The 12,525-nt window shown below is 31.0% G+C and carries 12 protein-coding genes; 7 read left to right on the top strand and 5 right to left on the bottom strand.

Features of this window, described 5'->3' with window-relative positions; genetic code table 11:
* The first annotated feature begins 51 nt into the window (after positions 1-51).
* A complete protein-coding gene (locus tag AACZ53_RS10460; protein ID WP_339838018.1) occupies positions 52-2,247 on the top strand; it encodes a RecQ family ATP-dependent DNA helicase in 2,196 nt (731 codons plus the stop codon).
* A 77-nt stretch (positions 2,248-2,324) separates the two neighbouring features.
* Here AACZ53_RS10460 and AACZ53_RS10455 read toward each other — a convergent pair whose 3' ends face one another.
* Positions 2,325-2,561 (bottom strand): hypothetical protein, encoded by a 237-nt coding sequence (locus tag AACZ53_RS10455; RefSeq protein ID WP_339838016.1) that lies wholly within the window; start codon positions 2,559-2,561, stop codon positions 2,325-2,327.
* A 98-nt stretch (positions 2,562-2,659) separates the two neighbouring features.
* On the opposite strand from AACZ53_RS10455, the gene AACZ53_RS10450 reads away from it, so the two are divergent.
* From AACZ53_RS10450 to AACZ53_RS10425, 6 genes are all read left to right on the top strand, one after another.
* Positions 2,660-4,222, top strand: a complete 1,563-nt coding sequence (locus AACZ53_RS10450) for an FAD-dependent protein (protein ID WP_339838014.1) — start codon at positions 2,660-2,662, stop codon at positions 4,220-4,222.
* 85 nt (positions 4,223-4,307) lie between these two features.
* Entirely contained in the window at positions 4,308-4,835 is a 528-nt protein-coding gene (gene idi, locus AACZ53_RS10445; RefSeq protein ID WP_339838012.1) for an isopentenyl-diphosphate Delta-isomerase, read from the top strand.
* A 45-nt stretch (positions 4,836-4,880) separates the two neighbouring features.
* Complete coding sequence (locus AACZ53_RS10440) at positions 4,881-5,291, top strand: 6-carboxytetrahydropterin synthase (RefSeq protein ID WP_339838010.1); 411 nt, start codon at positions 4,881-4,883, stop codon at positions 5,289-5,291.
* A 1-nt stretch (position 5,292) separates the two neighbouring features.
* Positions 5,293-5,745: a peroxiredoxin gene (locus tag AACZ53_RS10435; protein WP_339838008.1), complete on the top strand. Its 453-nt coding sequence runs from the start codon at positions 5,293-5,295 to the stop codon at positions 5,743-5,745.
* Between the two features lie 113 nt (positions 5,746-5,858).
* Entirely contained in the window at positions 5,859-6,818 is a 960-nt protein-coding gene (locus tag AACZ53_RS10430; protein ID WP_339838005.1) for a type I phosphomannose isomerase catalytic subunit, read from the top strand.
* Between the two features lie 57 nt (positions 6,819-6,875).
* Positions 6,876-7,145 (top strand): hypothetical protein, encoded by a 270-nt coding sequence (locus AACZ53_RS10425; protein WP_026717957.1) that lies wholly within the window; start codon positions 6,876-6,878, stop codon positions 7,143-7,145.
* 147 nt (positions 7,146-7,292) lie between these two features.
* Here the strand turns inward: AACZ53_RS10425 and AACZ53_RS10420 are convergent, their stop codons facing one another.
* From AACZ53_RS10420 to AACZ53_RS10405, 4 genes are all read right to left on the bottom strand, one after another.
* The gene (locus AACZ53_RS10420) at positions 7,293-8,009 is read right to left on the bottom strand and encodes a DUF4369 domain-containing protein (protein WP_339838001.1); all 717 of its coding nucleotides are present in this window, start codon (positions 8,007-8,009) and stop codon (positions 7,293-7,295) included.
* A 120-nt stretch (positions 8,010-8,129) separates the two neighbouring features.
* Positions 8,130-9,434, bottom strand: coding sequence for a DUF819 family protein (locus AACZ53_RS10415; protein ID WP_339837999.1), 1,305 nt, complete (start codon positions 9,432-9,434; stop codon positions 8,130-8,132).
* A 126-nt stretch (positions 9,435-9,560) separates the two neighbouring features.
* Entirely contained in the window at positions 9,561-11,399 is a 1,839-nt protein-coding gene (locus AACZ53_RS10410; protein WP_339837997.1) for a peptidase M61, read from the bottom strand.
* 53 nt (positions 11,400-11,452) lie between these two features.
* A complete protein-coding gene (locus tag AACZ53_RS10405; RefSeq protein WP_339837994.1) occupies positions 11,453-12,373 on the bottom strand; it encodes an alpha/beta hydrolase in 921 nt (306 codons plus the stop codon).
* Positions 12,374-12,525: the final 152 nt, after the last annotated feature.

Genomic DNA, 12,525 nt, shown 5'->3' with positions numbered 1-12,525 from the left:
TTCTATTAAAAATAAATGATTACCTTCAAAAAAATAAATGCAAATACAAGAATGAAATCTAGCGAAATAGACCTGTATAAAGAATTAAAGAAGTATTTTGGATTTAACCAATTTAAAGGATTACAAGAAGGTGTTGTAAAAAGTATCATTACTGGAAACAATACTTTTGTAATTATGCCAACAGGTGGAGGGAAATCTTTGTGTTATCAACTTCCTGCATTGGTTTTGGGCGGAACAGCTATTGTTGTTTCACCTTTAATTGCTTTAATGAAGAACCAAGTAGATGCCATGCGAAGCATAAGTTCAGAATATGGAATAGCTCATGTTTTAAATTCTTCACTAACTAAAACGGAAATAAATCAGGTTAAAGCAGATATTAGATCAGGTGTCACAAAATTATTATATGTAGCACCAGAATCATTAGCTAAAGAAGACTATATTAATTTTTTTAATGAAGTGCCTGTGTCATTTGTCGCAATTGATGAAGCACATTGTATTTCAGAATGGGGACACGACTTTAGACCAGAATATAGAAATTTAAGAAACATCATAAGGTTGCTTGGAGATATTCCAATTATTGGATTAACTGCAACCGCTACGCCAAAAGTGCAAGAAGACATCCTAAAAAACTTAGAAATGTCTAACGCCAACACTTTTAAAGCTTCATTTAATAGACCAAACCTGTACTATGAAATCCGTACAAAAACTAAAAATGTTGAATCAGATATTATTAGATTTATAAAACAGCACAAAGGGAAATCGGGTGTTATTTATTGTTTAAGTCGTAAAAAAGTTGAAGAAATAGCGCACGTTCTTCAAGTAAACGGAATTTCTGCGGTTCCTTATCACGCTGGATTAGATGCAAAAACTAGAGCAAGACATCAAGATATGTTCTTAATGGAAGATGTTGATGTTGTTGTAGCAACAATTGCATTTGGTATGGGAATTGACAAACCAGATGTTCGATTTGTAATTCACCATGATATTCCAAAATCATTAGAAAGTTATTATCAAGAAACGGGTCGTGCTGGTCGTGATGGAGGAGAAGGGCATTGTTTAGCTTACTACTCATACAAAGATGTTGAGAAATTGGAAAAATTCATGTCAGGAAAACCAGTTGCTGAACAAGAAGTTGGTTTTTCTTTGTTGCAAGAAGTTGTGGCTTATGCTGAAACTTCAATGAGTCGTAGAAAATTTTTACTGCATTATTTTGGAGAAGAATTTGACGATGTAAATGGAGATGGAGCAGACATGGATGATAATGTACGCAATCCAAAGAAAAAAGTTGAAGCCCAAGATCAAGTCGTGATTTTGCTAAATATGGTAAGAGATACTAAGCAAATATTTAAATCAAAAGAATTGATTTTTGCTTTAGTCGGAAAAGTAAATGCTATTATTAAAGCCCAAAAAATAGATGTTCAACCTTACTTCGGAAAAGGAAGTGCTTTTGAAGAAAGATATTGGATGGCTTTAATTCGTCAGGTCTTAGTAGATGGGCTATTAGGAAAAGATATTGAAAGTTATGGCGTTCTAAAAACAACAGCCAAAGGAGAAGCTTATTTAAAAAACCCAACTTCATTTATGATGTCAGAAGACCATGAATATAATGAAGTAGAAGATGATGCAATTGTAACAGCATCTAAATCAACAGGAATTGCTGATGAAGTATTAATGGCAATGTTGAAAGATTTACGTAAAAAAGAAGCAAAAAAATTAAGTGTACCACCATTTGTGATTTTTCAAGATCCGTCTTTAGAAGATATGGCTTTAAAATACCCTATTTCTATAGTAGAACTTAGTAATATTCACGGAGTTGGAGAAGGGAAAGCTAAAAAATATGGACCTCCTTTTATAGCCTTAATTAACAGATATGTTGATGAAAATGATATAACTCGTCCAGATGATTTAGTAGTTAAATCTACAGGAGCAAATTCAGGATTAAAACTTTATGTTATTCAGAATGTAGATAGAAAATTAGCGTTGGATGATATTGCAAAAGCTAAAGGTTTATCGATGGATGATTTGTTAAAAGAAATGGAGCAAATCGTTTATTCAGGAACAAAATTAAATATAAAATATTGGGTTGATGATATATTAGATGATGAACAACAAGAAGAAATTCATGATTATTTTATGGAATCTGAATCTGATAAAATAGATGCTGCACTAAAAGAATTTGACGGTGATTATGATACTGAAGAGTTACGCTTAATGAGAATTAAGTTTATTAGTGAAGTGGCAAATTAGTAATTGAAATTCCAATATTTTAAATTCCAAATTCCAAATTATAATAGTTGGAATTTGGAATTTATTTTTTTAGAATTTTATTCAAAAACTTCCCCACGATGAGGTTTCAAGGCATCGCGAACCATAATCATATCTTTTTCTTCTACAACCATAAAAGCAATAGCATACATCTCGTTTAGAATTTCAAAGCCTGTATTATTTGAACCTAGTTTTTCAGTTATGATGAATTCTTTTAAATGAATTTCATGATGTTCAGCTGTTTTCGCTGACATTACGCCTCTAAAATCCCAAATTAATTTTATTTTTCTCATTATTTCTTTTTCAAGAGACAAAGTTACAAAGTCAAGTTTCAAATTACTATTTTTGCAATATATATTTTTCTAAATTTCTAAATATCCGAACATTTTAAGAAATGCCAAAAGAATTCCAATTTCAAGTTGCACCAGAAGTAGTTACAAATGAAAATTTGTTAGCACAAGCCGTTGCAAAACAACTGCAAATTTCTGTAAAAGATATTCAGAAAGTAATCGTTCAAAAACGGTCCGTTGATGCTCGTCAAAAAGCTGTTAAATTCAACGTCAAAGGACAAGTTTTTTTGCAAAATGAATCTTTTGTGGATACTGAAATTCAATTACCAAATTACCCAAATGTTTCCAATAAACAAGAAGTTGTTGTCGTTGGTGCTGGTCCAGCAGGATTGTTTGCAGCTTTACAATTAATAGAATTAGGCTTAAAACCAATTGTCATTGAAAGAGGAAAAGATGTTCGTGGAAGAAGAAGAGATTTAAAATCCATAAACGTTGAAGGAATAGTAAATGAAGATTCCAATTATTGTTTCGGTGAAGGTGGAGCAGGAACTTATTCAGACGGTAAATTGTATACACGTTCCAAAAAGCGTGGCGATGTAGATAGAATTTTACAACTTTTAGTCGCTTTTGGTGCAACGTCCGAAATTTTAGTGGAAGCTCATCCACATATTGGAACCAATAAATTACCTCAAATTATTCAGGATATTCGTGAGAAAATTATCGAATGTGGTGGACAAGTTTTATTTGAAAAAAGAGTCACAGATTTTACTATAAAAAGCAATGAAATTCAAGGAGTAGTTTTGCACGATGGAACTGCAATTGAATCCAATAAAGTCATTTTAGCAACCGGTCATTCTGCCAGAGATATTTTTGAATTATTACATAAAAAAGATATTTTTATTGAAGCTAAACCTTTTGCGCTTGGAGTAAGAGCAGAACATCCACAGGAATTGATAGATAAAATTCAATATTCATGTGATTTTCGTGGTGAATTTTTGCCTCCAGCACCCTATTCAATTGTAAAACAAGTTGCTGGTCGTGGCATGTATTCGTTTTGTATGTGTCCAGGTGGTGTAATTGCTCCTTGTGCTACGAGTCCAGGTGAAGTAGTTACTAATGGTTGGTCACCTTCTAAAAGAGATCAAGCAACAGCTAATTCGGGAATTGTAGTTGAATTAAAATTAGAAGATTTCAAATCATTTGAAAAATTCGGACCTTTAGCTGGTATGGAGTTTCAAAAGGACATAGAACAAAAAGCTTGGCAATTAGCAGGAGAAACTCAAAAAGTTCCTGCTCAGAGAATGGTAGATTTTACTCAAACGAAAGTTTCATCATCGATACCAAAAACATCTTATGTGCCAGGAACAACTTCTGTAGAATTAGGAGAAGTATTTCCAAATTTCTTAACTCAAACCATGAGAGAAGGATTTGTACAATTTGGTAAATCTATGAATGGTTATTTCACCAATGAAGCTATTTTACATGCACCAGAAAGTAGAACATCTTCACCAGTCAGAATTCCAAGAGATAATCAAACGTTAGAACATGTTCAAATTAAAGGATTATATCCTTGCGGTGAGGGAGCAGGTTATGCAGGTGGTATTATTTCAGCAGCTATTGATGGCGAAAAATGTGCTTTAATGATTTCAGAATCGATAAAAGCATAATTCAACAGCCGTTAAACTTTTACTAAAATTATTTTTGAGCCTTAAAATGGTACTTTTTTCGTATTTTTGAAGTGAAATAAAAATCATGATTGAAGAAAAAGTAATTTTAGTTGATATCAACGATGAACCTATAGGTTTAATGGAAAAAATGGCTGCTCACGAACAAGCCCTATTGCATCGTGCCTTTTCTGTTTTTGTATTAAATGATAAAAATGAAGTCATGTTGCAACAACGTGCATCAAACAAATACCATTCCCCACTTTTGTGGACAAATACATGTTGTAGTCATCAACGAGCAGGTGAATCAAATATTCAAGCAGGAAAAAGACGTTTAGAAGAAGAAATGGGCTTTGTCACAGAGCTTAAAGAACTTTTTCATTTCATCTACAAAGCCCCTTTTGATAATGGATTAACTGAACACGAACTAGACCATGTAATGATTGGTTATTCAAATGATGATCCAAAAATAAATTTAGAGGAAGTCGAGAGTTGGAAATGGATGAAAATTGAAGCTATCAAAAATGATATGGAAATCCATCCTGAAATTTACACGGTTTGGTTTAAAATCATTTTCGATAAATTTTACCATTATTTAGAAAGCCATAAAATATAAAAATTCACCAGTCAAAAAAATCGTTAATAAACAATATTAAATCAAATGAGAGTAACCGTTTCAAGAAAAGCCCATTTTAATGCAGCCCATCGATTATTTCGAAAAGATTGGTCAATGGAAAAGAATACCGCTGTTTTTGGAAAATGCAACAACCCGAATTTCCATGGTCATAATTATGAATTAATTGTAAGTGTAACTGGTGAAATCGATCAAGAGACAGGTTTTGTTGTAGACGTAAAGATTCTCTCAGATTTAATTAAAGAACACATTGAAAACGCATTTGATCATAAAAATTTAAATGTGGATGTGTCTGATTTCGAAAATTTAAATCCAACAGCTGAAAATATTGCCGTAGTAATTTGGAATAAATTACGACCTTATATTGATCAAAAAAATGATTTAGAAGTCGTTTTATATGAAACACCTAGAAATTTTGTAACCTATAAAGGAAATTAATATGGCAATTAGTAAAGGTGATATAGTACCAAACTTCAAAGCAAAAACACAATCAGGTGAAAAATTTGAATTGTCAAATTACAAAGGAAAACCTTTAGTGATTTATTTTTACCCAAAAGACAATACACCAGGTTGTACAACTCAAGCATCTAGTTTTAGAGATCAATATCAGGATTTTCAAGATTTAGGTGCAGAAGTAATTGGTGTTAGTGGTGATTCTGAAGATTCACATGATAAGTTTGCTCAAAAACATAAATTACCTTTTATATTATTGTCCGACGGAAATAAAAAAATAAGAAATATTTTTGGTGTTCCAACTCATTTTTTTGGGCTATTACCCGGAAGAGTCACTTATATTATTGATAAAGAAGGAAAAGTAGTTTCTGTTTTCAACAGTATCAAAGCGAATGTTCATATTGAGCATGCTTTAGAAATGGTTAAAAAAATGAAGTAGGTTAAATTAATCTATACTTTTTATTCATTTGACTTTAATTAAGCGGTTTTTGTCGAAAAATCACTTTTCAAACCACATATATTGTACATATTTGTATGGTAAATAAGAATAATATGAAATTATACCCATTAACATTTGAACCCATTTTTAAGGAACGTATTTGGGGTGGAACAAAACTAAAAACATATTTAAATAAACCTATTTCTTCTGATATTACTGGAGAAAGTTGGGAATTATCTACAGTTCCAAATGACATTAGTGTTGTAAATAATGGTTTTTTAAAAGGGAAAAATGTTAATCAATTGATTGAATTATATCCTAATGAGTTTTTAGGTGCAGAAGTTATAGAGCGATTTGGAACTGAATTTCCATTGTTGTTTAAATTTATTGATGCCAAACAAGATTTATCTATTCAACTACATCCAAATGATGAATTAGCCAAAAAGCGTCATAATTCTTTTGGAAAAACAGAAATGTGGTATGTTATGCAAGCTGATGAAAATGCTCGTTTAATTGTTGGTTTCAAAGAAAATTCAAATCCAGAGGAATATAAAAATGCATTAGAAAATAAAAATTTGGTTGCTATCTTAAACGAAGTTGAGGTCAAAGCTGGAGATGTTTTCTTTTTAGAAACTGGAACTATTCATGCTATTGGAGCTGGAATTGTAATTGCAGAAATTCAACAAACTAGTGATGTAACTTATAGGGTTTATGACTTTGATAGAGTAGATGCTAATGGAAACCAAAGAGAATTACATACTGAATTAGCTTTAGATGCATTAAATTATAATATAACGGAAGCTCATGTTCAGTATGATTCTAAAATAAATAGAAGCAACAAAGTAGTAGATTGTAAGTATTTTAAAACTAATATTATTCCGTTACAAGAAGTTTATATTTGGAAAAAAACTAAAGAAGCTTTTACGGTTTTAATGTGTACTCAAGGTGAATTTGAATTGGAATACAACAATACTATTTCAAAATATAAAATGGGTGATACAGTTTTGATTCCAGCTATTTTAGATGAAGTTTTGCTAAAAGGAAATGCAACTCTGTTAGAAATTTCTATTTAATTTGTTGTTTGACAAATATATTGTGTAATTTTGCATCAAATTTTAAAATAAGAAAAAATGGCAAGCGTTAAGAACTTGAAAAAAGAAATCAACTACGTTTTAGGAGATATTGTAAACATCGTTTACGTTTGGGAAATGACTAATGGAGGAAAACCAACAGAAGAATCAGATAAATTAGTAGATGAAATTTACGAAACATTTGATGGATTAATGTCAAAAACAAATATTAAGAAAGTAGAAGACAAAAAAGGTCACTTTAAACAAATTCGTTCAGAGTACGAAGCAGCTGCTAATCAGTTTGTTGCAAAATTGAATGAATTAAATTAAAAAAATCATTAAAAAAAGTGCGATTTTTGTTTGGAAATTAAAAATACAAACATATATTTGCACTCGAAATTTGAGTTGCCAGCGTAGCTCAGCTGGCTAGAGCAGCTGATTTGTAATCAGCAGGTCGTGGGTTCGAGAACTTTATTTTTATTCTACTTTTTTTCTTTCTTCAATATAAGATTTTAACATCTTGCCATATTTTGATTTAGCTACCTCTGGTTTCATTTTAGCTTCAATGCTATCTAAATACCTTACATTGATGTCAGCTATCTCTGAAAGCGCTAAAAAAGGGGCAATTTCTCTATCTGCATGTACTGTTGCGAAATTAGCAATGTATAAATATTTCTTTCGGGTCAATTTATTAGCTTCAGAAGAAATGCTATCCATACTATTTTTGTTCTTTTTTTTATAGTTTTCTAGTTCTTTTTCAACTAAACCCATGTTCTTGTCATTAAATTTAGCCATCATTTGTTTAAACTCATTATACAAAACCTGATTCTTAGAACCTGTTATTTTGGCATCAGCAAAAAATGAATTTAAAGTGGTTTCAATTTTCATTTCACCTGGTTCAGCAAAAAAGGGTAAGTTGTTGTCAATTGAATTGGTTTGTCCTCTATCTAAAAACAAATACAACATTTCTGGACTTTCAATATTCAAATATGTATCAAATTTTGAATCACCTTTTATCATAATACTATCTAAAACAACTAAGCTCGAATCTTGTACTTGTTGAATGTATAATTTTCCTTGACTTAGGCCTTTAATATTTCCGGTTAAGTGTAAGTTTTTGCCATCGTTATCTTTTTTATTACATGAAACAAGACCAATGATGACTAGAGCTAAAGCAATTATTTTTTTTGACATTTTAATGTTTAATTTATTTTTCAAAAGTAATTATTTTTTTTGATTTTAGAATTTTCAGCTATTAGATTTTCACAAACCCTTTTAACCTTATAAACTCATAACCTTTTAATCCTTTAATTTTTATTTAGGAGATGCAACTTCCATTAAATAAGCACAAAATATTGCGCCATAAGTTCCAACTACATAACCGAAAATAGCTAATAACACTCCAACACTGGCTAATGAAGGATGAAAAGCAGAAGCGACTACTGGTGCAGAAGCAGCACCACCTACATTAGCTTGACTTCCAACGGCAATGAAGAAATAAGGAGCTCTAATTAATTTAGCTACTCCAAAAATGATGATAAAATGAATTAGCATCCAAACAATTCCAATAGCAATTAGTCCTGGATTATCCATAACCGAACCTAAATCCATTTTCATTCCGATTGAAGCTACTAATATGTAAATAAAAATACTTCCAATTTTTCCTGCTCCTGCACCATCATAAGATTTTAATGGGGTAAATGACAATGAAATTCCGATTATTGTAGCAATTGTTATCATCCAAAAGAATTCACCTCCAAAAGTAGAAGCGAAGCTTTTAACATCATTTACACTTTCAAAATTATTTTTAAAAAATGTGCTAAGAATGCTTGCTCCAAAATGGGATAAGGCAACAGCAAAGAATGCAATAGCTAAAATAATCATATAGTCATTTAAAGAAGGGCTACGTTTAACACTTTCTTGATAATTAGAAACTTTGTCTTGTAATTCTTGTACCGATGAATTATCAGCTTTTAACCATTTGTTGATGATTTCTTTTTTACCAATTCCGTATAAAAGAAAAGCCATTCCAAGATTTGCCACAACAATATCAACCAAAACCATGGCTCCATATTTTTGTGAGTTGTATTTGAAAATTTCCAACATAGCTGCCTGATTTGCTCCACCACCAATCCAACTTCCTGCAATGGTTGAAAGCCCTCTCCAGACGGCATCTGGACCAGCTCCTCCAACTGTTTCAGGTGAAACGATAGATATTAATAGAATTGCAATTGGACCTCCTAAAATAATCCCTACAGTTCCTGCCAAGAAAATAATTAAGGCTTTTGGGCCAAGATTTAATAACGCTTTTAAATCAATGCTTAATGTCATTAAAACTAAAGCAGCAGGTAGTAAATAACGACTTGCTATAAAATAAACATTAGAACTTTTTTCTACTTCATCCCCAGCATCATTTATTGTTATCCATTCTGGTGAAATGATGTTGAGAGAATTTAGTATAGCTGGTAATAAATAACACATCAAAAGTGCTGGAACAACACCATAGAATTTTTTCCAAAAACCTTCTTCTTTGGACGAAGTGTAAAACACAAGTCCTAATAAAAGCATTAAAATTCCAAAAACTATAGTATCATCCGTAAAAAAAGGTGCGTTTCTCATGTAAATTGTTTAAGTGACGAAAATAAACAAAAAATCCTCAAAATACTATGTAAATTGAGGATTCTGTTTTGATTGTCCTAGTTTGTTTAGATCATGAATCAAGTTCAGGTTGACAAAATAGAATGATTAACCTTTCAACCAAGCTTCACGTAAAGCTTTTTTGCTATCATCAGTTGCCATATAACCTTCTTTGATTTCTTTAGGCATAACAACTTTTCCTTTGATGTCTATTTCTTTTCCATCACGTCTGATTTTCATAGTGATTGCATCACCATCTTTCCATCCAAATGAAGCTCCAACAGTTTGATTTATGTTAGTTAAATCTAATTTTGTTTCGTTAATTTCAAGAAGAATATCATTGTTTTTTAACCCTAATTCTTTCATGAAAGCATTGATTTCAATTTCTGGTAAATAGAAAAATGCTTTTGTTTCAGGATTATATGAAATGATAGGTTGATTTCCACCTACTAAAAACGGATTTCCAGTTGCTTCTACTTTTGCTTCTGTTACTCCCATTTTTGCAAAATAATCTGCGTAAGGAATTGGTGTTTCACCTGCTACATATTTGTTTAAGAAAGCTCCAACTTCAGGGTACGTTAATTCAGTAATTTTACTAAATAATTCTTCATCTTTAAACGCTTTTTTAGTTCCGTATTCATTCGATAAATCTTGCATTAATTGCAAAATTCCTTTTTGACCGTTACTTTTTTCTCTAATTTCAATATCTAAACACATAACATTTACATATTGATCTTTGTAAGGGTCTTTTAAAACGTTTTTACTCATTTTAGTAAAACTCATTTTGTCATTCATGCTAGAAGCTTGAGCAATTTTTTCTGACATTCTTTCAAAAAACGCATCTTCTTCAATTAAACCTTGGTTAACTTGAAATAAATTGGCGAAATATTCAGTCACACCTTCATACATCCATAAATGTTCAGACATTTGAGGTTTATTGAAATCAAAATATTGAATTTCGTTAGAATGAACCGTTAATGGCGTTACAATATGAAAAAATTCATGAGAAACTACATTTTTTAATTGTTCTTGAAGCATTTCTAGTCCCATAACTTCTGGCATAACAACAGTCGTAGAAGTTGGATGTTCTAAAGCTCCAAATCCTTTTGCATCCGTTGGAGTCATGCTAGAAAGGTATAACAAGATTGCGTATTTTTTTGTGGCGTCAAATTTTCCTAAGAATTTCTTTTGAGCACGCATCATGTTTTCCATGTAAGGTGTAATTTCTTTTGCTGTATATTTTCCTGTTGGAGAATAAACAGAAATGATAATTTCCATATCATCAACCATAAATGAAGTAAAATCTGGTTTTGCATACATGATTGGCATTTCAACTAAAGAAGCATATTTTGAAGCTACAAACACATCTTTTGCATCAGAAGCGTCTAAATCATTCATAGCAGAAACTCCTAATAAAGTAGCTGGATGATTAACCGTTAATTTATAGGCAACTTCTTCTTTTGTTGTAAAGTAACCTACAAATCCGTGTAAGTTTAACATGAAGTTTTTTCCAGCATCAATGTTTGTTCCTGCAGGAGAAAACACATCAGAAGAGTTTCCAAATCCACCCCCTTTTTCAATATCATAAGTGTCATTTACTAAATATGTAACTTTTGATAATTTAGTAGCATCACTAATTGTATAAGAATTGACATCTAATTTAGTAACTCTTAAAGGGTTTCCTTTAGCATCAAAAGCTTTTAAATCGTCAATATATTTTCCATAATCATCATCAGAATAAGTTCCTGGAACGATTTTAGGAATGTTAAATGTAGCTGTTTCAGTTGTAAAAGTTGGCGCAATAATGCTTACCATTACTTTGTCTTCTTTTACGTTAACTAAATCAATAGTTACATCTACATCATTTTGTTTTGAAGCAGTTGTAGTTGCTGTTTTACAACTAAATAAGAAACTTGCTAGTGCAAGCGTTAGAATTATTTTTTTCATTTTTTATTTATTGAATTACCAATAAGTAGTTTTTTATTGAAAAATGTTACAATTTAAAGTGACTTTATGAATGAATTAATAGTTTCAGATAATTCATTCATGATTGGCAAATCTGGATTAGAATAAGATTTTATATTTTCTTCATCTTCATTTATTTCTTTAAAAATATGATTCATTTTGTCAATAATTTTTAATTCTGATTTTGGGTTGGCTTCGTGTAATAATTTTGCTTCGCTTTCTGCAACTTGAATATCTTTTGTGCCATTTATGATGAGAATTGGAATGTTTAATTTTTTAACTTCTACTTGAGGATTGTATTTCATCCAAGAAATCATATAAGGTTGAACGCTTTCTCTAAAAATAGAAGCTAACATTTGATTTTCTAACTTAAAAGTTTTTCCTTCTTTTAAAATTTTGAAGTTTTCCTCGGTTTTAGCTTTCAAAAAAGGTGCTTGTTTTTCAATTTGTTCTGTAATAATTAAATCAATAGTTCTTCCTGCACCAGCTAAAGAAATATAAGCATCTGCATTGTCTTTGGCTGCAATCATTCCTATTAAAGAGCCTTCACTGTGACCAGCAATGATGATTTTGTTGTATTTGTTTTGTTTTTTGAAAAAAGTGATAATATCTTTTACATCAGTAATAAAATCATCAAAACGAAGTGATTTTTCGTCTAAATTTCCTTCTTTCATTTGGGTAATGATTCTTTTGTCAAAACTAAAAGCAACATTTCCGTCGTTAGCGATAGCTTCAGCTAAAAATTTTAAGGAGTTGTTTTGCATCCCAAGTTGATTGCCATTTCTATTAGTTGGACCAGAACCGGCAATAATTAGGACTAAGTTTGGTTTTGAGGAAGTGTTTTCTAATGAGAAAAGCGTTCCTTTTATTAATGAATTTACTTCAATGTCTTCCGTTTTTATTTCTTGAGCGAAAACAACTAGTGGAAATAGTAGTAAGCATATGATTTTTTTCATTTTTATAAATTTAAAAGTTGATAAGTGTAAGATGAAGCGAAATTTGCAATAAGAATTACAAGAATAAATAATACAATCTGTTTGGTCGTTTTTGCATTTGTAGCTGTTTTGAAACCATTCCACAATAAGATGGAAAGCCATATTATTCCAAA

Source organism: uncultured Flavobacterium sp. (genome assembly GCF_963975005.1).
Classification (GTDB): domain Bacteria; phylum Bacteroidota; class Bacteroidia; order Flavobacteriales; family Flavobacteriaceae; genus Flavobacterium.
This window is presented reverse-complemented; position numbering and strand designations above follow the sequence as displayed.